25 protein-coding genes and 1 other RNA gene are annotated in these 26,784 nt (G+C 33.5%); 6 read left to right on the plus strand and 20 right to left on the minus strand.

Going from position 1 to position 26,784, the window contains the following annotated elements; translation table 11 throughout:
• Positions 1 to 29: 29 nt before the first annotated feature.
• The 4 genes from MHI00_RS12425 to MHI00_RS12440 form a co-directional block, all read right to left on the minus strand.
• Positions 30 to 1,010: an aldo/keto reductase gene (locus MHI00_RS12425; RefSeq protein WP_010050966.1), complete on the minus strand. Its 981-nt coding sequence runs from the start codon at positions 1,008 to 1,010 to the stop codon at positions 30 to 32.
• Positions 1,011 to 1,274: 264 nt separating this feature from the next.
• Positions 1,275 to 2,021 carry an SDR family oxidoreductase gene (locus MHI00_RS12430; protein WP_010050964.1) on the minus strand — a complete coding sequence of 249 codons (747 nt, stop codon included), beginning with the start codon at positions 2,019 to 2,021 and terminating at the stop codon, positions 1,275 to 1,277.
• Positions 2,022 to 2,043: 22 nt separating this feature from the next.
• A complete protein-coding gene (locus MHI00_RS12435) occupies positions 2,044 to 2,382 on the minus strand; it encodes a cyclophilin-like fold protein (protein WP_015075784.1) in 339 nt (112 codons plus the stop codon).
• Between the two features lie 30 nt (positions 2,383 to 2,412).
• Entirely contained in the window at positions 2,413 to 2,982 is a 570-nt protein-coding gene (locus MHI00_RS12440; protein ID WP_341114001.1) for a DapH/DapD/GlmU-related protein, read from the minus strand.
• A gap of 126 nt (positions 2,983 to 3,108) precedes the next feature.
• On the opposite strand from MHI00_RS12440, the gene MHI00_RS12445 reads away from it, so the two are divergent.
• Positions 3,109 to 3,975, plus strand: a complete 867-nt coding sequence (locus MHI00_RS12445) for a LysR family transcriptional regulator (RefSeq protein ID WP_341114004.1) — start codon at positions 3,109 to 3,111, stop codon at positions 3,973 to 3,975.
• 224 nt (positions 3,976 to 4,199) lie between these two features.
• Positions 4,200 to 4,496 carry a bacteriocin immunity protein gene (locus MHI00_RS12450; protein WP_317912414.1) on the plus strand — a complete coding sequence of 99 codons (297 nt, stop codon included), beginning with the start codon at positions 4,200 to 4,202 and terminating at the stop codon, positions 4,494 to 4,496.
• Positions 4,497 to 4,905: 409 nt separating this feature from the next.
• On the opposite strand, the gene ssrA is transcribed toward MHI00_RS12450, so the two are convergent.
• The 7 genes from ssrA to MHI00_RS12485 all read right to left on the minus strand — a co-directional run bounded on the left by ssrA (position 4,906) and on the right by MHI00_RS12485 (position 10,897).
• Positions 4,906 to 5,272: a transfer-messenger RNA gene (gene ssrA / locus MHI00_RS12455) on the minus strand.
• 129 nt (positions 5,273 to 5,401) lie between these two features.
• The gene (locus MHI00_RS12460) at positions 5,402 to 6,178 is read right to left on the minus strand and encodes a Cof-type HAD-IIB family hydrolase (RefSeq protein ID WP_010050952.1); all 777 of its coding nucleotides are present in this window, start codon (positions 6,176 to 6,178) and stop codon (positions 5,402 to 5,404) included.
• 193 nt (positions 6,179 to 6,371) lie between these two features.
• On the minus strand, positions 6,372 to 7,040 hold the full coding sequence (locus tag MHI00_RS12465; RefSeq protein WP_010050950.1) for a histidine phosphatase family protein: 669 nt from the start codon (positions 7,038 to 7,040) through the stop codon (positions 6,372 to 6,374).
• Positions 7,041 to 7,223: 183 nt separating this feature from the next.
• Positions 7,224 to 7,841: a class I SAM-dependent methyltransferase gene (locus MHI00_RS12470; RefSeq protein WP_332490002.1), complete on the minus strand. Its 618-nt coding sequence runs from the start codon at positions 7,839 to 7,841 to the stop codon at positions 7,224 to 7,226.
• A gap of 122 nt (positions 7,842 to 7,963) precedes the next feature.
• Positions 7,964 to 9,169 carry an NAD(P)/FAD-dependent oxidoreductase gene (locus MHI00_RS12475; RefSeq protein ID WP_035064382.1) on the minus strand — a complete coding sequence of 402 codons (1,206 nt, stop codon included), beginning with the start codon at positions 9,167 to 9,169 and terminating at the stop codon, positions 7,964 to 7,966.
• Between the two features lie 333 nt (positions 9,170 to 9,502).
• The gene (locus MHI00_RS12480; protein WP_010050946.1) at positions 9,503 to 9,880 is read right to left on the minus strand and encodes a DUF1149 family protein; all 378 of its coding nucleotides are present in this window, start codon (positions 9,878 to 9,880) and stop codon (positions 9,503 to 9,505) included.
• A gap of 108 nt (positions 9,881 to 9,988) precedes the next feature.
• On the minus strand, positions 9,989 to 10,897 hold the full coding sequence (locus tag MHI00_RS12485; RefSeq protein ID WP_010050944.1) for a prenyltransferase: 909 nt from the start codon (positions 10,895 to 10,897) through the stop codon (positions 9,989 to 9,991).
• Between the two features lie 287 nt (positions 10,898 to 11,184).
• Between MHI00_RS12485 and MHI00_RS12490 the strand changes: the two genes are divergently transcribed.
• A complete protein-coding gene (locus tag MHI00_RS12490; RefSeq protein ID WP_010050942.1) occupies positions 11,185 to 12,171 on the plus strand; it encodes a polyprenyl synthetase family protein in 987 nt (328 codons plus the stop codon).
• Between the two features lie 83 nt (positions 12,172 to 12,254).
• Here the strand turns inward: MHI00_RS12490 and arr are convergent, their stop codons facing one another.
• Positions 12,255 to 12,668 (minus strand): NAD(+)--rifampin ADP-ribosyltransferase, encoded by a 414-nt coding sequence (arr, locus tag MHI00_RS12495; protein ID WP_332631819.1) that lies wholly within the window; start codon positions 12,666 to 12,668, stop codon positions 12,255 to 12,257.
• Between the two features lie 528 nt (positions 12,669 to 13,196).
• Positions 13,197 to 14,156 carry a helix-turn-helix transcriptional regulator gene (locus MHI00_RS12500; protein WP_341114021.1) on the minus strand — a complete coding sequence of 320 codons (960 nt, stop codon included), beginning with the start codon at positions 14,154 to 14,156 and terminating at the stop codon, positions 13,197 to 13,199.
• Positions 14,157 to 14,388: 232 nt separating this feature from the next.
• Here MHI00_RS12500 and MHI00_RS12505 point away from each other — a divergent pair, with 232 nt between their 5' ends.
• Complete coding sequence (locus MHI00_RS12505) at positions 14,389 to 14,868, plus strand: GyrI-like domain-containing protein (RefSeq protein WP_056999686.1); 480 nt, start codon at positions 14,389 to 14,391, stop codon at positions 14,866 to 14,868.
• Positions 14,869 to 15,351: 483 nt separating this feature from the next.
• Positions 15,352 to 16,614, plus strand: coding sequence for a GTPase HflX (gene hflX, locus MHI00_RS12510; RefSeq protein ID WP_341114023.1), 1,263 nt, complete (start codon positions 15,352 to 15,354; stop codon positions 16,612 to 16,614).
• A gap of 85 nt (positions 16,615 to 16,699) precedes the next feature.
• Here the strand turns inward: hflX and MHI00_RS12515 are convergent, their stop codons facing one another.
• From MHI00_RS12515 to MHI00_RS12540, 6 genes are all read right to left on the minus strand, one after another.
• Positions 16,700 to 16,903, minus strand: a complete 204-nt coding sequence (locus MHI00_RS12515) for a hypothetical protein (protein ID WP_057000608.1) — start codon at positions 16,901 to 16,903, stop codon at positions 16,700 to 16,702.
• Between the two features lie 139 nt (positions 16,904 to 17,042).
• Positions 17,043 to 18,845 (minus strand): thiol reductant ABC exporter subunit CydC, encoded by a 1,803-nt coding sequence (cydC, locus tag MHI00_RS12520; protein ID WP_341114026.1) that lies wholly within the window; start codon positions 18,843 to 18,845, stop codon positions 17,043 to 17,045.
• A complete protein-coding gene (gene cydD / locus MHI00_RS12525) occupies positions 18,838 to 20,580 on the minus strand; it encodes a thiol reductant ABC exporter subunit CydD (protein ID WP_010050931.1) in 1,743 nt (580 codons plus the stop codon). The genes cydC and cydD overlap by 8 nt, the downstream gene beginning before the upstream one ends.
• A 2-nt stretch (positions 20,581 to 20,582) precedes the next feature.
• Positions 20,583 to 21,599, minus strand: a complete 1,017-nt coding sequence (cydB, locus tag MHI00_RS12530; RefSeq protein ID WP_029451128.1) for a cytochrome d ubiquinol oxidase subunit II — start codon at positions 21,597 to 21,599, stop codon at positions 20,583 to 20,585.
• A gap of 8 nt (positions 21,600 to 21,607) precedes the next feature.
• On the minus strand, positions 21,608 to 23,020 hold the full coding sequence (locus MHI00_RS12535; protein ID WP_341114030.1) for a cytochrome ubiquinol oxidase subunit I: 1,413 nt from the start codon (positions 23,018 to 23,020) through the stop codon (positions 21,608 to 21,610).
• Positions 23,021 to 23,225: 205 nt separating this feature from the next.
• Entirely contained in the window at positions 23,226 to 24,095 is an 870-nt protein-coding gene (locus MHI00_RS12540) for a helix-turn-helix transcriptional regulator (protein WP_035064393.1), read from the minus strand.
• 118 nt (positions 24,096 to 24,213) lie between these two features.
• Between MHI00_RS12540 and MHI00_RS12545 the strand changes: the two genes are divergently transcribed.
• Positions 24,214 to 24,399, plus strand: coding sequence for a hypothetical protein (locus tag MHI00_RS12545; RefSeq protein WP_010050923.1), 186 nt, complete (start codon positions 24,214 to 24,216; stop codon positions 24,397 to 24,399).
• Positions 24,400 to 24,702: 303 nt separating this feature from the next.
• Here MHI00_RS12545 and MHI00_RS12550 read toward each other — a convergent pair whose 3' ends face one another.
• Positions 24,703 to 26,667 carry a fructose-1,6-bisphosphatase gene (locus tag MHI00_RS12550; RefSeq protein WP_135027191.1) on the minus strand — a complete coding sequence of 655 codons (1,965 nt, stop codon included), beginning with the start codon at positions 26,665 to 26,667 and terminating at the stop codon, positions 24,703 to 24,705.
• Positions 26,668 to 26,784: the final 117 nt, after the last annotated feature.

A 26,784-nucleotide genomic window follows, 5' to 3' on the forward strand; every position in this document is an offset into this window, starting at 1 on the left:
CCATTCATTAATGAATGGGAAGTTCTTTTTTAAGCATGCCCTATTACTTTATGAGGAATATAAGGTTCCTCCAAATAAAGAATGTCTGCTTGGCTTAATTTGAAATCCACAGCTCCTACAGCTGTTTCAATATGGTTCATTTTAGTTGCACCAATGACAGGTGCCACTACAGGATTTTTTTGAAGTAACCATCCTAAGGCAATATTAACTTTATTCGTCTCATATTTAGCTGCTAACTCAGCCACTCGATCTATAATCATCTGATCTTTGTCAGCCGTTTCATCATATTTAGCTTTTTGTGCATTATCTGTAGTGCTTCGTTTGGTTGCTTCTGTAGCGCTTCGAATTAATCGACCTGATGCCATTGGACTATATGGTGTGAGTGCAATTTTCTCTGAAAGACAATAAGGTATCATTTCACGTTCTTCTTCACGATAAATCAAATTTAAATGATTTTGCATTGAGACAAATTTTGTCCATCCATTTTTTTCTGCTATATTATTTGCTTTTTGAAATTGATAAGCATACATCGCAGAAGCCCCTATATATCTTGCTTTTCCAGCTTTAACAACATCATTTAATGCTTCCATTGTTTCTTCAATTGGTGTAAATGGATCCCAGCGATGAATGATATATAAATCTACATAGTCAGTTTGCAAACGGTTCAAACTTTGATCTATTTGAGACATAATAGCTTTTCTTGATAATCCTTGTCCATTTGGACCATCAAACATTTTTTGATGAACTTTTGTTGCTAGTACAATTTCATCCCGATTTGCATAGTCTTTCAATGCTTGACCTAAAATTTCTTCACTTCTACCTAAAGAATATACATTTGCAGTATCAAAAAAGTTGATACCAAGTTCTAGTGCTCTTTTAATTAGCGGTCTACTATCTTCTTCTTCAAGGACCCATTTATGAATCCAATTTTTAGGGTCTCCAAAGCTCATTGTACCTAAGCAAATCCTTGAAACATCTAGACCAGTATTTCCTAATTTTGTATACTCCATTTTTATCATCCTCTCAGTCTCGTACTTGTTCTATTATATATTATACAACTTAAAGTGCACTTTAATGCAAGGGTTAAAGTTTAATCCAATACTCTTTAATTTTCTAATTGATTTGATACAAACAATTAGAGCAACTATACATCAAACCAGTTTTTTGCTAGAATACCATAATTAAGATTGGTACCAATTTCACTTTCTCCATGAAATAAAAACCGAATCTTAGCCTTGATTCGGTTTTGGTATTTCATTTAAACAAGCAATAAATTACCAGGGTTGACTAGTTGGACCTACAGTAAACTCATTGATATTCACATCTTCTGGTTGATCAATTGCATAAGCAACAATGCTTGCAACTCGTTCTGGCGCAATACCATATTTATCGTATAAACTAGTCATTCCCTCAGCCGTTTTTGAGTCTGTAATTTTATCAAGTAGCTCTGTATTAATTGCAGCTGGATAAATTGTTGCTGTGCGAATATTAGTTCCTTCTTGCGCCGATTCCATTCGTAAGACTTCCATCAAATCACGAATTGCCCATTTCGTTGCCCCATAAACAGCACCGCCTGGATAAGCTTTAAGTCCTGCTACCGATGATGTAGTCAGTACATGTCCCGACTTTTGCTCAACAAAGTAAGGTAAGACTGCTGCCAGACCATTTAGTACCCCTTTAATATTGATATCAATCATTTGATCCCACTCATCTTCTTTAAGTGCAGACAATGGGGAATTAGGCATGATACCCGCATTTAAAAAGATAACATCTACTTTTCCATAAGTCTTAATAGTAAAATCTACCAATTTCTGATTATCAATCCGTTTCGTTACATCTGTTACAAAATAAACTGCTTCACCTGAATTTTCTTTAATTTTTTCAACAATTGTTTGTAGTTTTTCTTCTCTACGTGCTGCTAATACTAATTTTGCTCCTTTTTGGGCTAATAAAATTGCTGTTGCTTCTCCAATTCCTGATGAGGCTCCTGTAATAATTATTACTTTATCTTTAATTGACATTATTTTCGCTCCTTTGTTACTTTTATTTTACTAATATGACGTTGATTGTTTCTATTTCTGAAATGAAATCGAGTTGATCAACTTCCTTAACTTTGCCTATTTTAGTATATGAGTAATTGGTAGAGAATGTTTTATAAAAGAGGACAAGGCAATCTGAACCATAAAGCATAATATCTCCTTTTTTAATTTCATCTACTTTTTCTTCCTGTGTTGGCAATATTTCTGAAAAATAAGCATATTTTTCATTGCCATGTAAATCATTCATTTTTAGATTTATTGGAAGTCTAGCAATTAATTCTTTTGTTGCTTGATTAGATACCAATTCAATTTGAAAGAGTTGCTTGCCGATTATTATATTCATAACAGTTAGCTCTCCGTTTTTTTATATTCCTTACTCTTCTTCAATCTCTCGAACTACTTTGGCTGGACTTCCCACCACAATAACATTATCCGGAACATCCTTCGTTACGGTTGAATCTGCAGCAACAATCGAATTTTTTCCAATTGTAACCCCAGGTAAAACAGTCACATTTGCCCCAAGCCATGCGTTCTTCTTAATATAAATTGGCTCTACTTTAATTCCGCGTCTTTTTTTAGGAGAAATCAAGTGATTCACTGTAATTAATCTAGAACCTGGACCTATCAATACTTGATCTTCAATCGTAATGCCACCTAAATCGACAAATGTTACATTTTGATTGATAAAAATATCTTTTCCAAATCTGATATGTTTACCGAAATCACTATAGAAAGGTTGTGAAATTTTTACCGATGAGTCAATTTTTTGACTTGTAATTTTCTCTAGATGTTTTAAAACTTCTTCATTAGGATAATAGTCTGCATTTAACATCATTAGCAATCGCTCATTATTTTTCTTCACTGAATGGATTTCTTCAAATAAGGGTGAATCTTTTAGTATTTCTTTTCCTATAATCTTTTGTAATAAACTTATGTTTGACATTTCTTTTCCCCTCCTTACCTATTTATTAACTTTCTACTATCTAAATTATACTTGAATCAGTTATACTTAACTAATACCAATAAAACATGGTTAACTATTCTTTTTAGCTATAGGAAGGAGTATTAAATGGAACTACGCGTGTTAACTTACTTTTTAACTGTTGCAAGAGAGAAAACAATTAGTAAAGCGGCTGAAGTCTTACATTTATCTCAGCCAACTCTTTCAAAACAATTAAAAGAATTAGAAGAAGAGTTAGGTGTCACACTATTTATTCGTGGAAATCGATTTATCACATTAACGGAGGATGGCATCTATTTAATGAATAGAGGAAAAGAAATTTTATCTTTGGTTGAATCAACAACAACGAACCTTATTAAAAATGAAGTGATTAGTGGAGAATTAACGATTGGCGGTGGGGAATCACAAGCATTTGATTTTCTTAGTCGTATTTTACATGGACTTAGGAACGATTACCCAGAAATTAATATCCACCTTTACAGTGGAAATGCTGATGATGTATTGGAAAAAATTGATAAAGGGCTTTTAGATTTTGGACTCGTTATCGACCCCGTAGAAAAACAAAAATACGAATATATCCGATTACCTTTAGTTGATTCGTGGGGAATTTTAGTTAATAAATCACATCCTATAGCTTATAAAAAAACAGTCACACCAAAAGATATTCAACAAACTCCTTTGCTTATTTCAAATCAATCTTTTGTTGATAACCAGCTTTCTGAATGGTTTGGAGGAAATATAGAGCATCTGAATGTTATTGGCACATATAACCTACTTTATAACGCTTCGTTGTTGGTAAAAGAGGGAGTTGCAAGTGTACTTTGTATTGATGGTATTGTGAATACGGCGAATACAAACCTAACTTTTGTTCCCTTTTATCCCCCATTAACGGCAAATATTAATATTGTTTGGAAAAAGGGCCAAATATTTTCAAGTGCTTCAAAGGAATTTCTACGTTTACTGAAGTTGGTTTAGCGTTCTACTTGTTTAAGTCGATATTTCATACATTTTCCTAAAACATTTTGCACTTTTTATATTTGTAAGTTACATTTAAAACAAAAATAAATATATAAAAATATTTTTTTATAGTCTTAGGAATTATGTTATACTAACAAAAATAGGCTAGTTTCAACATGATGTAAAGAAACTTATACTATCAACTAAAATCATAAATATATAAAATTAAGGAGTGATATTTTATGGGTAAGTTAAAATGGTTTTCTGGAGGAAAAGAACGATCAAATCAGGCAGAAAACATTATCACTGATTTATTAGATGATTTAAAAACAGACTTAGGCAACGAATCGCTAAAAAAAGTGTTAGAAAATTATCTTGAAGAGTTAAAACAAAAGGGCGCTTCTGTTCCTCTGATTTTAAGTCGAATGAACTTAGATATTTCTAAAGCAATCAGAAATGATGGCGTTACTTTATCTGACTATCAATCAAAAAAACTTAAAGAGTTGACTTCTATCTCCAATATTAGATATGGATATTAGTACTGCATATACCTATATAACTCCCACTATCTTAATTAAATTTGATCTATTTACTTTAAATCGGCTTATAAATTTTTACGACTATTCATAAAAATAGTTAAGAAAATAATGCCAGTAAATATGCGTCAAAATGATCAGGTCATAGTAAATTATTACAAGTTTAACTATTTATGAAGGTATTTTAAACAGATTAGAAAAAAGTGAATCGGATTCTGTCAATTCACTAATAACAAAAATAGAATTTTTATGGAAATTATTAAATTTGATTTCAGTGTACAATTAGTGTACTGAAATAATTAAAACTAACTATTATTTTAATTTCCCTAAAACAAAAAAACCTATTTAAATCGTTGTTAAATCAACGTTTTAAATAGGTTTCATTTTTAGGTTATCATCTAAAATAACCACAATATGGAGACGAGGGGAGTCGAACCCCTGTCCAAGCATATCGGCACTTAGACATCTACGTTCATAGTCATGCTATTAAGGTTTCGCTGAACATTAGCCGCCTAACAGGCATCATGCATCGCTAGTCTGATAATCTCTTCTAAACTTTACAGACGGAAAAATTTAGCGTATCCCACTTATTATAGGACCCTTACCCGAGCACATGGGCGATGCCGGGAGGATCTACGTCAACTGTTTTTAGGCAGCTAGAGCGTAAGAGTTATTATTGTTTTTAGCAGTTATATTTAACTGGTAACGTTTTTGCGTAGACGTAACCTACGAAACGCAATCCAAGCTCGACCTACACCTGTCGAATCCGTAACGCCCCCGTAAAAAAGCTGGGTTTAGTTTGAACGGATAGGAATGACCTTGTGTCTTCCTAAAATACTCTCTGTTCCTATTCTAACACGAATCACCATAAAAAAAAAGCAGAGATATTTTTTCCCTGCTAGTTTTGTCTAGATTAAATTGAAATAGTCCAAACCTTTAACAATTCCACCATCAATGTTGCTTGCCGAAATAAAACTAGCTCGCTCTTTTAAAGCAGCAATTCCATTTCCCATCGCTACTGAATAATCTGCCACTTGAAACATTTCTAAATCATTAGGTCCGTCACCAAAAGCATAGGTTGGCACAGATTCTAACCCCATTGCTTTTTGTAATTGCCGAATCCCTGTTGCTTTTGAATTGCCTTTAATAATCGTATCCATACTAAAGGGAGTATTGCGATAAAAAGAAAATTCTGGAAAAGAGGTTCTAAAATAGTCATCATGACTTGGATCTTCATTTAAAACTAATGCCATAAAAATGTCATCTACTAAATGAGCTTTTGGATCTATTTCAGGAATATCTGCATGAATAAAAGCATATGCTCTGTGGAGAGTCTCATTTTCTACACTTGTTTTCACCCATTTATTTGTATAAAATGATAGCCCTAGCTCACGTTCATCCGTTGCAGCTTTTAAGCGTTTTAACGATTCGCTTGGCAAAACATTGCGATACACTTCGGTGCCTTCATAAGTAATAAACTGGCCGTTCATTGAGACACTAGAATCAATTCCAGTCGCATCCGCAATATGCTCAAATTCAATATTCGTTCGTCCGGTCGCGATAATTGGTACTCCACCCTTGGCTTTAACTGCCTCTAAGGCCTCAACTACTTCCTCTTCAACTTCGGAATGTTGATTTAATAGAGTTCCATCTAAATCAAAAAAAACTAATGCTGTTGGTTTCAACTATATTCCTCCTTAATAAAAGTTTGTTGAGCCGGTTAGGCCTGGCAGAAAAATAGGGAAATTTGATGTGGCGCTTTTTGCCACCTCAAAATTTCATCTTTTTCCCGAAGGACTGGCTCATAAAAACTAGCCTAAATCAATTCTTATAACTAGAGAAAAGCGCTAGGAATTACCCCTAACGCTACATTTATTTCTATCTAAAATGTCCTGTATCATTAAAGCGCTCTAGGTGATACTGGCCATCATGATAATTCACGACTGAAACGCTGGCATTGTCAACAGAAGTCGGCATTTCTAATTCAGGTACAATTCCATTTAACAGATTCCGAATCGTATTTCCATGAGCGACAATCAAAATATTTTGATCCGTCTCACGATGCTTTTCAATCAGTTGCAACATGCCTTTTTCAACACGTAACCAAAAAGTTAAAAAATCTTCTGCATCATGTAAGGGATCAGCTGCTTTTGTCCCATCCATTCGATCTGCTAAAGTCGCTTTTTCACGCATCTCATCTGCCGTTTCATAACCTAATTCCTTACTAATTGTTGCCCAGCTTTCGTCCACATCAGAACCTTCAAAAGAGCCATAGAATGCTTCTCTAAATTCAGGCATTTCTTGAATTTTTAAATTACGTGAAGTGAAATTTTCTTCTAATAAAATCTCTAACGTTTCTTTCGTCCGACTTAAATCACTACAATAAGCAGCATCAAAACGAATATCCGATAAGCCTCTGCCGCTTCTAATCACAGTAAAACGACCATCTTTTGTTAACGGAGTATTTGACCACCCTTGCATTTTCATATAACGATTAAAATAAGTTTCCCCATGTCTGACAAAATAAAATGTACATCCTTTTCCCAAAATAAATCTCCTCCAGTTTCTAAAAACCATACGCTTAACTACTAAAATACTTACATTGAAAATAAAATGCCTCTATAAAAAGCAACTTGAACTTATTTCCTACCTTTACTATTGTAACAAACTGGCAAAGTTTTGCTAGCTTTTTTTAGAAATAATTATCTTGATACTACATGGTGCGCACTTCTAATCGTTTAAATCAGGCTTAACTGCATCTAAAATAAAGAAAGAGGCATCCTGATTCATAAAAATATTCTTCCCATGATAAAATATTTCAGCATTTGATTCTACAAATCCAATTTTTTCCATTAGTTGAATGAGCTCTTGCTGTTTAAAGCCATTATGAACTTTATCTGAATTAACCTGTTCGTTATAATCAAAATCAACAATCAACAAATGACCATTCGGCTTTAATAATTTATATAAATTTGATAGTAAGGGTTGAATATCTTGTACATGAAGAAGCACTTGTACTAAAAAGATATAATCTACTTGTATATCACTATTTGACACCTCTTCAATATCTAAAAGAAGGGTTTTAGCATTTTTAATAGTAGCCTGTTCAATTTTTGTTTCCACAACCTCTACCATACTTTGAGAGGCATCCGCAAAAAGAAGTGTCTCAAAATCAGCTACCAATTCCAGTCCAACTAGGCCTGTTCCACAGCCATAATCAATCGCTGTTTTATCTTTTCCATTCACAATATGCTTTTGGATTTCTTTAGCTGTGATTTTTGCAATTTCACTTCTCTCAGGTGTATCGTACTTACTAGCTACTCGATTAAATACATCAATATTCCCCATCTTGCACCCCGTTTTTAAATTTTTCTACTTAGTTAAAAGTATAGCATATTACTCTATAAAATATAAAAAAACAACTCCAGAATCTCTCTAGAGTTGCCTAGTAATGCTATAATCTACTTATTTTAATGGTATAAATCAAAACGACCTTTACTAAACATAATCTTTAATCCACCCGTTTGGCTTAATGAGCGGTCCTCAATTACTTTTTTCATCATTGAAGCTGGATAGCCTTTTAAGTTAGCCCCTAAGACTTCACCAATCGCTTCATTATTTCCAATTGAACAAACTGAACCTTGCGATTTAAATGTAAATGGAACTATCGGTTGATTATTCACCTTAGCAACTAAATTTGCCACTGCTGCATCTGCTTGTTTTAAAGCAATTTGAGCAGTCGTTGGATAAGGACGATTATTTTCTGGGTTCATAACTGCTGAACAATCCCCAATTATAAAGACTTCTGGATAACCAGGAGCAGTTAAATCAGCTTCAACCATTACGCGACCACGGCGCTCTTCAAATCCAGAACCGCCAACTACGCTACTTCCTTTAACACCAGTTGTCCAGACAATCGTTTTCGCTTTAATTGATTTGCGCTCTTCATTTTCTTCATAAATAACAGTATCAGCCGTTACCTCTTTAATTGGTGTACCAACTAAGAATTTAACGCCACGATCTTTAAGTTTTTGAATGCCATAAGTTGATAGTTTTTCAACGAACATTGGCAACAATGTTGGCATAGCTTCAATACAAGTTAATTGAATTTTATCTGCTGGTAAATTATATTGTTTGATTAATTTTGGCATTTGCTGAGTAAGTTCACCTAAATACTCAATACTAGTGAAGCCTGCTCCACAAACAACGATACTTAATAAAGCATCATCTTTGGTAGCTTCATATTGTGCAAATTGGCGATGCATATGTTCTTTAATAGCTACAGCCGTATTGATATCAACCATTGGCAATGCATATTCATCTACTCCAGTAATACCAAAAGATTCTGACTCAAATCCAAGTGCAAAAATTAAATAATCATATGAAATCAGTCCAGTTTTGTCTAACTCAACTGTTTTGTCATCCTTATTCACTTTAATAACAGTATCTTGAATAAAAGTTGTTTGTTTCGTATCTACAACATCTTTAATTGCGAAACTAATACGTTCTGGCGGATTTGCACCACTTGCAACTTCATGTAAATAAGTTGCTTCATAATGATACTCATTTTTATTCACAAGGGTAATTTCAGCATTAAGATGTTTTTTCTGCAATCCTTTCAGTGCACGTAAGCCACCATATCCAGCACCTAGAATGACAATTTTCATTTTATCCATTAAATACACTCTCTCTCTTTTTCATCATACTTTTTACGATGTTTGTTTAGTAAACCGTAGTTAGTATACAGCGTTATAGTAAGCAAAGTCAACTAGATAGTTTGTGAATATTTGTACATAAATACTAATTTAACAACATTTCACTTAGATTATTATTCACGAACTTACCGAAAAACAAGAGGTCACTGTTATCTTAAACAACGTTAGAACAAAATAAAATAGTGATTTCACAAGCTTTGTAGACTTAGGCTATCTATAATAAGCACTATTTTTTATTCTTAGAAATAAAAAAATTCCTCACTTACTCAAAAGAATAAGTGAGGAAAAAATATTTTATTCAAAGTTTAAAGCGAAGCCTGGTTCATCAAAAGCTATTTCAGTTACTTCATACGTTAAACGTTCAATATATTTAATTAAAGGTCGTGATAATTCACGCATATCTTCAACAGCTATCTCACTTGGTACACCAAAAAATTCTGGTATTTGGATAATTTGGCTGATTTGTCCATCAATCTTAAAACGTTCCAATTGCAATGCAAAAGGGACTTCCATACGAAACATTTTTCCTTCTTCCAAAATGCCTTTATCTGCTTCTTCTGTAGGTACAACTTCATTAATTAATACTTCAACTTTAGTTTCTGCTGCTGATGATCCTGTAGCAAGTTCAAAATTATATTTTTCAACTTGAATTTGACCTCTTAATACGTTCATATTGTTGTGGCTCCCTCTTGTTCTTTAATTTATTTAACCATAGTTATATTATCGCAGTATTCTCAGTATTTATCAATAAATATTTTTGTTTATAAATTCCAACTTCTTTTAAAAATTTAACCAAATTCCTAGTGCAAATGTTAGCACTTGTAACGAAGTAATCGCAGCTAAATTTTGAACGGCATACACAAATGTTTCTGACTTAACTTGCTTAGCTAAAAATCTTTTAGTATTTTTGCGTACTAATGGAATCGCTACTAGAGTGAATAACATCATTTTTGGATAAATACCTAGCCAGACCGCAATGATCAAAGCTGCAAATGCTAAAATATACAACCATTTAAATAAAGATAAGGCATTTTTCTTACCAATGTAATGCGGTAGTGTATAGCGCTTATTTGTTCTATCTTCATCCAAATCACTAATATTATTCGCTAACATTAAATTCGCAATCGCAAACATATTTGGAATTGAGGCAAATAAGATAATAAGGAACGTTCTTAAGTCAAAAGTCATAACGTTGTAGGCATTGACATAGATACTAATAATGTAAATCATAAAACCCATTGTAAAACCAGAAAACAGTTCTCCAAGTGGCATACTAGAAATTGGCTTTGGACCAGATGAATAAAATATTCCAACAAAATAACAATACAGGCCCATATACAATAAAGGTAGCCCTGTTTGTTTAACCAAATATAAACCCAATCCAGCTGAAACAACAACCATCAAAATAATTAGCGTCGCTACTAATGGCATTGGGATTTTTTCTCTCCCGATAACATTGACTTCTTCTCGATAATTATGTTCTTTTGAAGCTTTTTTATAATCCATATAATTATCAATCGCATCAACTGCCATATTAAATAAAAACATCGCAATAAAAAATAAGACTAAATTGATTAAATGTAGCTCTTCATAATGGTACCAAGCAAAGAGAATCCCCATAAAATAAGGTAAAATACTCGCAGTTTTGGCCTGCATTTCAACGAGTTCTAAAAATGTTTTAAATTTCATAAAAACCTTCCTTTTTCTATAATAAACTAGATTTATCAGCCTCTTAAATATGCAGTGAAGCCTAGCTAAAGTCAAGGAAAATCATTTACGTTTTTTTGAAATTATGAATTTTCCAACTTTTTAAACAACAATCATTGACACTTGGTCTGGAATACGATAAATTTAAGACTGTTACTAGCCAAATTATAAATAATCATTCCTATTTAATAAATAGAGTCGATAAAAAGTCTAGCTAGTTCTGTACTCAAATAAGCTCAGGATTAACTCCTATTGAAAGGACCTCAACTATGCCGATTCATCCAATGTGGGAACCGTTCCCTGAAATCAAACATGATTTAGCAGAGACCTACGATGTAATTGAGAAAAAAGTCCGCATTCGAAATAAAGATATTCAACAAACCATCAATGATTTATTGCATTCTGGTGGAAAATTATTACGCCCTGCATACTTTATTCTCTTTTCACGATTTGGTTCCCTTGATAAAAAAAACCATAAAAAAATTGTATATACTGCAGCCTCACTAGAGATTTTGCATATGGCTACTCTTGTTCACGATGACGTTATCGATGATTCACCTACACGTCGTGGCAGTCAAACTGTCCAATCCCAATATGGGAAAGATATTGCTGTCTATACTGGTGATTTTCTGTTTGCCGTTTATTTTGGTTTAATTGCTGACTCAATCGATTCTTTTTCAACACTTAAACTAAATGCCTTTACCATGAAGCGGATATTAATTGGTGAGCTTGATCAAATGCATTTACGTTACAATACTGAAGTGACTCTTCGCCAATACTTACGCCGTATTACAGGTAAAACGGCGCAACTTTTTTCTTTAAGTTGTTTTGAAGGAGCTAAAGTTGGCAAAGCAGACCTTGCTGTGACAACACTTAGCTATCATATTGGCCATAATATTGGCATTGCTTTTCAGATTTTAGATGATATTTTAGATTATACTGAAAATAGTGAAACGCTAAAAAAACCAGTTCTTGAAGATGTCAAACAAGGAGTCTACTCACTGCCTTTAATTTTGGCTATGAAAGACCATAAAAAAGAATTTGAACCTTATTTAAATAAAGGTGCATCTATGGATCAAGCTGACATTGCTGCTATTCTAGATTTAATTAGACGCTATAAAGGTGTTGAACTAGCAAAAGACTTAGCAGAACGCTATACGAATAAAGCTTTAAAATCCCTAGAAAAATTACCAAATCAACCAGAAAAAGAAATTCTATGCACCTTAACAAGGCAGTTACTGAATCGAGACCATTAAGCATAACCCCTTCGTCATTTTATCCGAAGGGGCTATTTATTTTATTCACATTCTAAAATCAGCTACTATCTAGCAAGTTTTGTCTAGTCGTCTATTTCAGCCAAACCAGAATTCCGTAAAGCTTCTAAATTAGTCAGCATCGTATTTATACTTTCTTCAGAGTGTCTTTCCCAAGAAGCAAGCTCCCCAACTATTTTCAAAAGCCCCAGCGTTCTATAAGATCGAGTTGGGTTTCCCGGGAATTTTTTATCCGTCAGATTTGGATCATTTTCAAACTCACCTAGTGGTTCAACTAGATAAATCCGTTCTTTTAAGTCAGCTCCTACAGCCAATTCTGCTCCCCATTTGGCAGCATCTAACGTCCCAGTAAAGTAAATATAATTTGAAATTCTCTTTTCTTCAAAATTTGATTCGTGCTTAGGCTCTAAAAACTCTCCTATCGCTAGATTTGCCTTTGTTCCATGAAAAAAAGGCCCTTTGTCTAATACTTCTTCCATACCTATCTACTCCTTAATAAAAAGTTTATTGAGCCGATTAGCTCTGGCAGAAAAATAGGGAAATTTGATGTGACGCTTTTTGTCACCTCGAAATTTCATCTTTTTTCCGAAGAGTTGGCTCATAAGAACTTGCCTTAATAAAAAGTTTGTTGAGCCGGTTAGCTCTGGCAAGAAAATAGGAAAATTTGATGTGACGCTTTTTGTCACCTCGAAATTTCATCTTTTTTCCGAAGAGTTGGTTCATAAGAACTGGCCTTAATAAAAAGTTTGTTGAGCCGATTAGCTCTGGCAAGAAAATAGGAAAAATTGATAGGACGCTTTTTGTCCTCTCGAATTTTTATCTTTTTCTCGAAGAGTTGGCTCATAAGAACTGGCCTTGATAAAAAGTTTGTTGAGCCGGTTAGGCCTGACCGAAAAATAGAAAATTCCAAGAAAAGTGTTTTTTTTACTTTTTTGGGAATTTATCTTTTTTACGAAGGTCTGGATCATAAAAACTAGCCTTAACCAGTGTAATTTCAACTTTATTAACTACCGATTAACTAACTCTTTTGTTTGAATATAGTCTTCTATTTCTTTGGGTAACTTTTTTATGTGCATATCTTCTCCAAGAAATAATAACCAATTAGCCATTTCTACTAATTCTGCTTGTTTAGTTACATCTACAACTATTTTTAATAGCGCTTTTGTTTGAAAAGGATTGATATAAAATAACGACAACCGATATGGGCTGTATTTTTTAAACTGTAAAATAGCTTCAAGCCCCATTTCAATAATAATATTTGGTGCCTTTTCAATTTTTGTCATATGTTCCTGAATTTGCTTAGCGCTCAACCTGCTTTTCGTAGGATAAATTTCTACATCTTCTAAGCTGTCTACTTGAAATTTTCGTTTATTTTTGCTAGTCAAATCAAGTCCCTCTAAATGCCAACTATTTTTTTCTTTGTAGAGATGTACCAAGTAAAATTTTATTTGTATCAGTTTTTTTTCTTCATTAATAGTTAAAATTAAATAACGATCAATTAGAAAAAATTGAATTAATTTTTCTAAGATTGGGTGAGGTAAATCGGATAAATCAAGTAAATCAGGATTGTAAGGATTGGTTCCTTCGAACAATAGCATTTGATTTAAATTGACTAAATCATCTTGCTGATTTTCTGGAATTAGACCGATTAACTTTTCAGCTAATGACTGGCGGCTACTTAAATAAGGAAGCTGCTGGTTTCTCGTTGCCATAAATGCAATAAAAAGAGCCTTCACCTCATTGTTAGTGAAACGAATTGCGGGTAAAAAAGAATTGTTCATGACAAAATAGCCACCACTTCTTCCAACTTCTGATACCAAAGGAATACCAATAGTCTCTATTTCATTAATATCTCTAATCGCTGTTGATCGAGAAATATTAAATTCTGACATAATTTCGGAAATAGTAAAATGAGCACGATTGTTGATATAACGCATCATAGTATTAATTCGTTCTACCTTATTCATCAATTCCTCCTAAACAGTATCATTTTTTGACATGGTTTAAAGTTATTATATACTTATCAAATGAAAAAAGAAAACATTTGAATTAGTAGGCTAGTTCTTTTGAGCCAACTCTTCGAAAAGAAGATAAAATCCCCTCAAAGTAAAAAGATACTTTGTGTGTATTTTCCTATCTTTTTGTCAGAGCTAATCGGCTCAACGAACTTTTTAATAATTAAAGAAAAGAGGATGCGACATGTCAAATTATGTATTAGAGGAAAAAGAAAGTTTTACAATTCTAGGATTTGGGGTTGAGCTAAAAAGTGACTATACCGATTTTGTTGGTATCAACCAAGAAAAATCAGATTTTCTTCAAAAAGTACAAGCGGATGGAACAATTGATACCTTAAAATCAGTTGCTTCAAATAGTTATTTCTTTATTGTCAATGAAGCTGTGAACAATAAAATGATGTATTATGTAGGGGTTATGTCAAAGGAAGAGTTACCAGAAGCTACAAGGTTGATTCAATTCCCTAAAGGAGAGTATCTAGTAGTTAAAGGTGAAGGTGCGACTTCTGAGGAATTAAGTAACAATTTAACAGGGATGACATTTGGCCAAGTGCTACCAGAGGTAACCAATGTTGCTTATGTTGGTGGACCAAATACAAGTGTTGAAATGGGAACTCGCGATGGCGTTTTAGTTGGCGAAATGTGGATTCCAGTTGTAAAACAATAATTTGACTTAATTATTTGTAAAAATCACTCTACTTTTCCTAATAAAATCTTTTTAGCATTTTTTTAATCACTATTTAAGACGATTCACCTTTAAGGTGAATCGTCTTTTAACTTATTTACTACTCTTCTGCACAAAACAAGCTTGAATAAGATTTAGCTGTACTCTAAGATTTGCATTCTTTTTTTCTCCGTGTTAGAATGATATCGTTGACAAATTGAACTTACAAAGGAGCTTGAAAAAAAATGTACTTTATACGCTTACGTTTCCCAGTTTCATGCCTAACTAACTAAATAGTGCGGATAACCTGTAATTTTACAGGTTGGGATTGGTATAGTGCGTCCATTTTTTCATTCTTGAATAAATTATTGAAGAAGCGCTGAAACGATCAGGCTTCTTTTTTGTACTCTCTTCTCCATCATGAGTATGACTTCTGTTTGCCTTTCCTGACCGCACTGAAACTAAAATTTCAGGAGGTCTTTTTATATGGAAAAAAATATTATTATTGTAGGTGTCAGTGGAAATCAAGAAAATTTTGATTATTCAATGACCGAATTAAAAGAATTAGCTTTTGCTAACCAACTTAAGGTTGTTGGTGAGATTCGTCAAAATCTAGCCAAAGCACATGTTGCCACTTACGTTGGAAAAGGTAAATTAACCGAAATTATCAACTTAGCAGCTGAATTAGAAGTTGATACTATTGTAACGAACGATGAATTAACTCCTACTCAATTGCGCAACTTAGAAGCACAACTTGAATTAACAGTCATTGATCGAACACGATTAATATTGGCTATTTTTGCAGAGCGAGCTCAAAGTAAAGAAGCTAAATTACAAGTTGAAATTGCTCAACTAAACTACGAAATGCCTAGACTTCGTACAGATCAAGGAACAATTTTGGATCAACAAGGTGGTGGATCTGGTCTTAATAATCGTGGTTCTGGTGAAAAACAAATTGAACTGGATCGTCGAACAATAAAAAATCAAATTAAACGTTTAAATCAGGAATTAGAATCCATTACAAAAGAACAGCAAACTAGAAGACATAAGCGACAAAAAAATCAGATTCCATTAGTCTCCTTAGTCGGCTATACAAATGCTGGAAAATCAACAACGATGAATCAATTACTTCAGCATTTTCATTCTCAAGAAGCCAAAACTGTTTTTGAAAAAGATATGCTTTTTGCTACTTTAGATACAAGTGTCAGAGAAATTGTGCTACCTGATCGGAAAAAATTCTTATTAAGTGATACTGTCGGATTTGTCAGTAAATTACCGCATCAATTAGTTAAAGCCTTTCGCTCAACACTTGAGGAAGCCAAACAAGCGGATTTGTTAATTCATGTGGTTGATTATTCAGATCCTAACTATCAATTAATGATGGATACAACCGATAAAACATTAGCTGAAATTGGGATATTAGATATTCCCGTCATCTTAGCTTATAATAAAGCAGACTTAATTCCTGAAATTTCTTATCCAACCTATGAGGATAATCATTTTATCTACTCTGCACGTGATGAAAAATCTTTAAGTATGCTAGTTGAGATCATCAAAAGTACGATTTTTAAGGAATATACAAAAGCTACCTTTTTAATTCCCTATAATCAAACACAATATGTTGCTTATTTAAATGAAAAAGCAGCCGTTGAAAGCGAAGAATACTTGGACAATGGAACAAAAATAGTCGCAGAAGTGAGCCCTATTGATTTAAATAAATTGACTATGTTTCATATTGACTCTGACTAAGCAACAACTAATTCGTAAATTTACAAAAAGACTAGGATTTATCTATAATCCTAGTCTTTTTTCTATTGTTTACTAACCATCCTCTCTATTCGTATTGATAATTAGCTTCTTTACGTACTTCTTTAATCACCATACTAAGCTCTTTAGGATTTAAATTTGTAGCATCTAATACCTGTTGAAAAGGAAATTTTTTCCGTAATAAATACTTGGCTACTTTAATATCTCGCGCAAAATCGATATAGTTCTGACCATCTTCTTTAGCTAGGTAACCCCTTTTACTCTTATACATACTTACACCTTCCAATTGATTTATTTGATCTTACTCAACTAAACTATATGTAAAAAGGAACTTATCTTTTTATTTTCACGCTATTTTTCAAAAAAAAAAAGCCTCACATAAAAATGAGAGGCTTCTTAGTCATTTAATTTTATTCGCCACGATCTAAATGGTAGAGTGTTTGGTAACGTTTATTGTTGGCTAATAACTCTTTTGGAGTGCCTTCAATTTCAATTTTTCCAGACTCAATAAACACAACTTGATCCATTTGATCAACACCTTGTAAATGATGGGTAATCCAGATAATGGTTTTATCCGACAACACATTGAAAAGAACATCTAATAGGACTTGTTCAGTAATCGGATCTAAGCCAACTGTTGGTTCATCCAATAGGACAATTGGTGCATCTTGTAATAAAATCCGAGCTAACGCCAAACGTTGTCTTTCGCCTCCTGAGAAGCGTCCACCTGCTTCTTCAACAATTGTATGAAAACCATCAGGTAAAGCTGCTAGCATCTCGCCTAAACCAACTTGATATAAAGCAGCGATAACTTCTTCATCCGTTGCATTTATATTCCCTAAACGAACATTATTTAAGACCGTTGTGTTGAAAAGATAAGGATTTTGATTGATGACCCCTATCCAATTTGCAACGGTATCTTGCAGTTGGTAAGTTGAAACATTATTTAATAAAACTCTTCCTTGTTGCGGTTTTAAGTCACCACGAATTAATTTTCCTAATGTGCTTTTACCCGCTCCACTTTTGCCTAAAATCGCTATTTTTTTACCTTTAGGAATACGAAGAGTCACATTCTCTAAAATTTGTTTTTGATCTTGTTCATAAGAAAAACAAACATCATCAATCAAAAGTTCTTTAAATGATTCTGTTTCCAACTCTTTTATCGCTGCTAGTGTACCAGGACTTACTTCAGTCTCTTCTACAACTGGCAAGGCATTCATACGTTTAACTGAATCTTCATAGATAGTTAATTCAGAAACCGCACTTGGAACCGGAGCAAAAGCATCAATCAAAGGAAATATAGCTAAGACAAAAGCACCTATCCAGTTAGCGGCTCCGCCGTGCTCTCCTTGAAAAATCATACTAGTCCAAGTTAAAACAACTAAAGCAATTAGAGCAAAAATTAACTGGACAATAAAATCTCGTGTACGATCAAATTGTTTGATTTTCGCATCATCTTTTCGTACATCAAACTCATTGCCTTCATAACTGGCAATAAAATCACTTTTACGACCACTAAATAACCAGTCGCCTACACCTAGAACAGCATCTGTTAATTTATTGTATAATCCTGTCCGTGCTGTCTTTTGTGAGTACATTCGAGCTCCATTAACTAAAAGTGAAACTAGCGGTAAAAGGATCGTTACAACAGCCAACATAATCAACATCATAATCGCAAATGGGATTGAAAAGAAACCTAAAGCAATCACAACGACCACATAAATTCCCCAAGAAATTAGTGTTGGAAAAATCGTACGTAAATACAAATTTTGAATATGTTCAATATCTTCTGCTAAAACAGCTAAAATATCTCCAGTTTTATACTTGCCCTTAAAGAATATAGCATCTTTTTCTAATGAACGATAAAGTTTAACACGTAAATCAGATGTCATTTTCAAAACCCAATTATGACTTGTTAAGCGTTCGACATAGCGAAAACTAGGTCTGCCAATTCCAAATGCTCTAGTTAAAACAATCGGCACATAAACTAACATAATGTTTTCATTACTACCATTTCGAATAGAAATACCCATACTAGCTGATTTACTAATTAAAAAACCAGAAGTAAACATCAACGCACTGCCACAAAATAAAGTCATAAAGCCTAAAAATAAAACGAGATACAGTAATTTACGATATTTCGTCAAATAAGGCTTCACCCAAGTATCTTGAGAGAAGGTTTCACGAATTTCTTGCCCTCTTTTTTTATTCATGATGGTTTCCTCCTCTCATTTGATTCATCAAAGCAACATAAGCTCCCGCTTTGCCTAGCAGTTCTTCATGTGTTCCTGCCTCAACAATTTCTCCATTATCAATTACTAAAATATAATCCATCTCATTCGTCCAATGAAGTCGATGCGTTGCGAAAAAGACTAAATGATTGTCCATTAATGGCAATATTGCTTCTTTCAAAGCAACTTCCGTTTCAATGTCTAAGTGAGCCGTTGGTTCGTCAAACAATAAAATTTTGCGTTCAGTATCTAAAAACGCCCGAGCTATTGCCACACGTTGTGCTTGTCCACCACTTATCATACGACCACTTTCGCCAATAATTGTTTCTATCCCGTCTGGTAACTCTTTAATAAAGTCTTTTAATCCAGCTTTTTCAGCAGCAGCTTCAACTTCATTATCGCTAGCAGTAGGTACATAAAAACGGATATTATTTGCTAATGTATCATGAAATAAATAGGGTTTTTGCGGAATATAAAGCATTTCTTTTTGCCAATTCCGTTGCGCAAAATGAGGAACCTTAACATTGTTTATTTTAATTTCGGCTACAGACTCTGGCTGTAAAAAACCTCCTATTGTTTCAATAAACGAAGATTTACCAGATCCACTCGCACCGATTAAACCAATTTTACCAAAGCCTTGCCAGTTAAAATCAATATTTTTTAAAGCAGAAGTGTCACTATTTTCATACTGAACTGTTAAATCTTTAATTACTAATTGACTATCAACAGTCCATTTCCCTTCCGCTTCTGTTAAAATATCCACATCTGTTGGACTTTCTAAAGCTAAAACATCTAAAATAGCCCCCATTGCATTTTTTCCATCTAGTGTATCATGATAATCGCTTGAAAATTCACGTAATGGCAAGAAAAACTCTGGCGATAAGATTAGAACAGTTAAAGCTGGTAATAAAGTCAAACCGCCATCTAACAAGCGCAGTCCTAAGAATAAAGCGATTACGGCGATTGATAGCGTTGTGAAGAAATCTAATGCAAAAGTGGATAAAATCGCAATTTTCAATGTGCTCATCGTTGCCTTGCGATAACTCTCACTAACATCATGAACATTTTTTTGATATTTCTTACTTAAACCTAAAAGCTTTAAGGTTTCTAAGCCTTGTAAAGAGTCGACAAAATGATTAGAAAGAACACGGTAAGTTTCATATTGGCGATCCGCTTTCCCACGCGCAGCATAGCCTAAAATTACCATGAAAATAATAATAATTGGGAAAACAATAATCATCGTCACGCCTGAATCAACATCTAACATAAAGACATACGCTAAAACCAACCAAGGAATAATCATCATATTCATCATTTTTGATAAAAAAAGCGTGATATAATTTTCAGCCTGACGAATTCCCTCTAAAGCCATTGTGACAACATTACCTGTTCCAGCTTTTTGAACGAGATTTGGTCCTAAAGAAAAGACTTTTGTTAACAATTCTTTGCGTAATTCTTTCCCTTTTTCATAAGAAAATCGGTCTAATACTTTTTCACGAATTAAAGTCAGTAAATGACGTCCTGCAAATGCTAAAAAAAAGAACAGCATATGGCTAAACTGACTCGTCAAACCTTCACCATTCCATAAACCTGTAATTGAAAGAGCTAAATATCTAGCTTGAAAAATAATCATAAAAGCTTGCAGGAACGAAATCCCTGCAAGCATCACCATCATTTTTTTCATGCCAGATAAACTCAATAAACGTTTATCCATCATAATTAATATTTCACCGCTTTCTCCTTAGAAATACGTTGGCGGAAAATGTAGTAACTCCAACCTTGATAGCCTAACACAAACGGCAGAATCGATAACGATATCCATGTCATTAATTTAAGCGTATAAGGTGAACTTGATCCAGTAGCAATTAATAAATCATAAGCTGGATCTAGTGAGCTGACCATTAATCTTGGGAATAATCCAAAGAATAACAATGCTACAACAGCAATTAAAGTTAACCCACTTGTAATAAATGATAACATTTCTTTATTCTTGTAAGCACCATACGTAGCCATTACACTTAACAAGATAATGATTACTAGAAGTACTAAAGTTGAAACTAAATGAACTGTAAAGAAATCTGTATAGAAATACAGTAATCCAGCGAAAGCAACTAAGCCAACAAATAAAAGAATATACAATTTCTTAGCTAGAGCTTCTGCACGCTCACGAATGTCACCTAATGTTTTAATACGGATATAATTTAAACCATGTAAGAAGCAAAGTAATGTTACAGCTACTCCACCAACTACTGAGAATGGTGTGAAATAATCAGTAAAAGTTGCCATCATATTTCCATCTGCATCCAAAGGCATACCACTTACCATACTAGTAAATAAAACACCAAAGAAAAATGGTGGGATAATACTCCCGAAGAATAGCGTCCAATCCCAGAAATGACGGCCTTTTTCAGTTGCCATTTTATGACGGAATTCAAATGAAACACCACGGATAATTAAACCAAATAAGATTGCGAATAAAATCAAGTAATAACCACTAAATACAGCAGCATACCAATTTGGAAACGAAGCAAACATTGCCCCACCGGCTGTTATTAACCAAACCTCGTTCCCATCCCAGAAGGGCCCAATTGTGCCAATGACTTGATCGCGCTCTTCGCGGTCACGAGCTAGAAAACGTGTTGACATTCCGACTCCAAAGTCAAAACCTTCTAAAAAGAAGAAACCGGCGAACAATACACCTATTAAAATAAACCAGAAAAACTGTAATCCACTAATATCAGCCATTATTTGAATGCCTCCTTTTCAAATGGATCTACGTTTGCTTTTTGATCATGATCTTTCACTTTTGCTTCATGATACGGTCCTTGATTTAATTCTCGAGTAATTAGATAAACTAAAACGGAACCTAAACTAGCAAATAATAAGAAATAAATTGTATTACTAATTAGTAATGCTGTTACAGAAACATTTGGTGAAACAGAGTCAGCAATTGTAAACAATCCGTAGACAGTCCAAGGATAACGACCTAATTCAGTAATTAACCAACCGGCTGTTGTCCCAATAAATGGAACAAATGTACAAAATGCGATGACATATAAAAGCCATTTCTTTTCTAATAATGTTTTTTTCTTACGACTAAACCATAAGCCAACCACTGCGACTAAAGCTAAAAATACGCCACTTCCTGCCATAATTCTGAAACTCCAAAACAATGTTTTAACAGGTGGGAAATAATTCTGCTTGCCGTACTGTGCAATTAATTCCTCGTTAATAGTTAACATTCCTTTAACGCCACCTTCTGGCTTGTTAAAAGAAAGAATACTTAATAAATAAGGAATTTCAATAGACCAAACAGTTTCTTTTTTATCGGTATCTTGGAAACCGATTAAAGTCCATGATGCAGGATCTCCTGAATCTTCATACAAACCTTCAGTTGCCGCAAATTTCATTGGTTGATCATTAACTAAAGCTTTCGTTTGTAAATCCCCAGCTCCAATTGTTAATACAGCTGCAACTAAACCAATAACTAAACCAATATTTAATGAACTTTGGTAAAATGCTTTGTGCTCTTTTTTCAATAATCTGAAAGCTGAAAGTCCAGCGACTACAAAAGCACCTAACATAATTGCAGAGAAGATAACGTGCGTAAATTCATACCAAACTTGATGACTGGTTAAAACTGCTCCAAAATCAACTAGCTCAGCACGACCATTGTTTAACTCATATCCGACTGGATGTTGCATAAAGCCGTTGGCTACTAAAATCCAGAAAGCAGACATCATTGAACCAAATACAACTAACCAAATGAATGCTAAGTGAAGTTTTTTATTAAACTTGTCCCAACCAAACATCCATAAACCAATAAAGGTTGATTCCATAAAGAAGGCTAGTAAGGCCTCTACGGCTAATGGTGCTCCAAAAATATCACCGACAAAACGTGAATAATCCGACCAGTTCATACCAAACTGGAATTCTTGAATAATCCCCGTTACAACCCCTACTGCAAAACTTAATAGGAAAATATGTCCCCAAAATTTTGCCATTTCTTTGTACATTTCATTTTTCTTAACAACATACATTGTTTGCATAATCGCAACAGTTAAAGCTAAACCAATTGATAAGGGCACAAAAAAATAGTGAAACACTGTTGTCATTGCAAATTGAAAACGAGCTAAACTTTCAATATCAAAGCTCATCAAAAAAACCTCCTTCTTATTTATCTTGTCTAATGTTGTAAATAAATGTCTTCCATATATTAATTTTTAGACGTCATCTCATATTATAATCATTCTAATTCATATTTACAACACCTAACCATTAATCTTAGTTTATTTTTCCATCATTTTTATGAATGAGGCTAAATTTCACATTTATTTCCTGTATTTCAGCCTTAGATTTTCTTTATTCTTTCCATAGGTCAATTTTCTCTTGGGTCAAAGCAACAAGTTCTTGGTTATCCACAGCTTTAGCGACACCACTAGCAATATACATTTCTTCAATTGCCACTTCTATATTTCTTTGTAAGTGAGAAATAATAGCCTTCTCATAGAATAATTCTGATAAATAGTAACTATTGTGAACTTGATTAGCGAACTGAATCCCCTTTTCTAGATAGATCTGCGCTTCTTCGTAAGTACCATTCAAGGCATGGGTTGTCGCAATGTTATAAAAAATTCGCGTTAGAAGATAGGTATTTTCATTAATGGATACACTTGATAATGCAGCTAGACTTTCATGCAAGTAATAAAAAGCTTTCTGGACTTGTCCCATCGAAAAATACGTTTTCCCAATACAGCTTAAAATTAAAATTTCATAGTTTGTGTAGTAATGGTTATTGGGGGAGTAAGTATACTCTAATGCCATTTGTAAATCATGTAAGGCTTCTTTATATTCCTTATCTAAGTAATAGCGACAGCTCCCTAAACAATAGTAATAAAATTGTAAGTCAACATCTTCGTGAAACTCATTGATGCAATTACTTTCTTTCAAAAAAAGTGCTAGTTCTTCGTAACGATTATTGTCAAAATATACCCGCATTTTTTTTATTAGTTCTGTATGATTCGAAATACTCTGCATATTATTCGACATTACTTGCTCAACTGTGATTCCTAATCGTTCACATAGTTGATGTAATACGACAGCATTTGGGACTTCTTCTCCTGTTTCGATGCGACTTAAGACACTTTGAGAACAGATTTTATCTGCTAAAATTTTTTGTGTCATATTATTTTTTTTCCTGATAATTTTAATTCGATGACCCAGTTGAGACATAAATGACCTCTCTTTCAAAAAATATGCGAATTTGCATTTTATTATTTTTTAAATTTACTGCATAATGATGATATTCAAATTTTGAATAGTTCGTTATAGTTGCTTGGAGGCGAAAAAAATGGAATATGCAGACCAAATCGTGTTCACCGTTGAAGACAAAGAATTTGAAGGATACATCGAAAAAGTTTATGAAAATTCATTCTTAGTCGTTGCTCTCAACTCTGATACAGATTTAAATGAGAAATACCATGGGAAATTGATTGTCCGTAAAACCGACTGCCGTTTATTGGAAGGCTCTCGCTAATACTACTAAAGATTCGTTATTTACAAAAATAAGACCATTATAGGGGCTAGAGATTTAATTCTCTCGTCCCTTTATTTAGCATTTTTGGGACTTTCCCATTGGTTCTTATTCTATTTTTGTCTACTCAATCTATTCTTATTTATTTTCCAATTCATCACTTTCCCTATACTATCAAAATACATATCATTATGATAGTCATAATTTGTTAATTTTGAATTTGTTCACTAAATTATCTTTAATCTATCATTTTTATATTTTAAATCGCAAAAAAACCTCCCGATTTAACGGAAGGTCATCTAACTGTTATCTTTCCTCAAAAATTTCTCCTGCTCGATAGGCATTTAATAGTGCTTTTAAATCAATCAATTGTTTTTTTAATTCTTTCCCATTATCTGTTTCGCGAACTTTTTTTCGTTTCAACTCTCGGTCAATCACACGAATAGTCGAAACAATATCTTGCTCATTTTCAATAGCTTCTTTTTTTGAACTATAAGGTTGATGTGAAGCTAATTCCATTCCATAAGAATTGTAAAGTAATGTGTAACCTGCTAAACCAGTTGTCTTTTGATATGCTTTTGAAAAACCACCATCAATGACAATTAGCTTACCGTCTGCTTTAATCGGACTCTCTCCAATTTTTTCTTTTACAGGCGTATGGCCATTAATAATATGGCCTATTTCTGGATCAACTTCAAATTCTCTTAGGATATTTTTACATATTTCACTATTGTTCCTTAAATGATAATAAGCATTTTTCTTTTCAATATGCGTTTCCTCATCTTCTACAAAATAGCGTTCAAATGTCGTCATTTGATTTTTACCAAATAAAGGTGAGACGGCTCCTGTCCATAAATACCAAAGCATATCTAAATGAACTTCCTTAGTCCCATCCTTTTTGTGATAGGCTAATCTTAATTCTCGTTCAAATTGATCCAATAAACCTTTGCCACTATAACTATTCCCCGAAATCTGCATTTGCATAAAACTTCCATCCGGATTTAAAGGCAAACAACCATGTAATAATAAATTGTTATTGTAGGTTAAATACATGTTCCCTTTTTGAAATAAAAAAGCAATATGTTTTTGCAAACGTTCACTAGATTTGAAAGCAGCCACTAATTTTTGAATTAACTTTTCTTCTTCACAGGTCAGTTGATACGGATTTTTAGGATTAATTGTTGGAAAGTAATGATGTTTCAAAGGATACTTACGGCCATTTAAATTAATCGTTCCTGCACTGTAATCAATCCTCGATAAAACTAAGCGAGAATCCATATCAAATTCTGGATGACGTTCAATAATCGCTCCTTCTAATTTAAATTGAATAATTGCAATCGCTTGGTGCATTTTTGTAATTTGGCGAATTTCTTCAGCTGAATACTCTTGATTCTTCACGTTCATTTTTGGCTTAAACCAATTATTGGAATCATCTGCATAAGTCATATCTGAAAAAGTCAGTAAAGGACGTAATGAAATCCCATAACCTTCTTCTAAAATAGCTAAGTTATCATAGCGTGCACAAATACGGATTACATTTGCTAAGCTAACAGCCGAACCACTAGCTGCCCCCATCCATAAAATATCATGATTGCCCCATTGGATATCTACGGAATGATAGTTCATAAGTGTATCGATTATTTTATCAGGAAAAGGACCTCGGTCATAAATATCACCAACGACATGGAGATGATCAACAACTAAGCGCTGAATCAAATAAGACATCGCTGCAATGAATTCTGTCCCTTGTTCCAACAATATAATCGTCGCGATAATTTCTTGATAGTAATCCTCTTTATCAGAAATTGTACTAGATTTAAAAAGAAGCTCTTCAATAATATAAGAAAATTCTTGTGGCATTGCCTTTCTCACCTTAGAACGGGTATATTTAGAAGCTACAAATTCACAAAGTTCAATCAATTGAATGAGTGTTTTTTGATACCACAACTCAATTTCTGCTTTTGATTGCAACTGACTAATTGTACGAGCTGTTTTTTCTTCTGGGTAGTAAATCAAGGTAGCTAATTGCTTCATTTCTTGCTGGTTCAACCTGCCTTTAAACAGTACCTTGATCTTCTGCTTCACATTTCCAGAACCATTTCGCAGTACGTGCTGAAAAGCATCGTATTCACCATGAACATCACTAATAAAATGTTCTGTACCTTTTGGAAGATTTAATATAGCTTCTAAATTAATGATTTCACTGGCAGTTTGCTCAATTGTTGGAAATTGTTTTGCTAATAATTTTAAGTACTTTTGTTGGTCATTCATATCATCAATCCACCTTCAATAATATATATACCAATTAGTATAACACGAAAAAAAAATAAAGATAGACAATACATACACAGTGTTGATACAACAAAAACCTAAGTATACCTATAAAAC

The sequence above is a fragment of the Carnobacterium sp. FSL E2-0243 genome (genome assembly GCF_038003605.1).
GTDB classification, from domain to species: domain Bacteria; phylum Bacillota; class Bacilli; order Lactobacillales; family Carnobacteriaceae; genus Carnobacterium; species Carnobacterium maltaromaticum.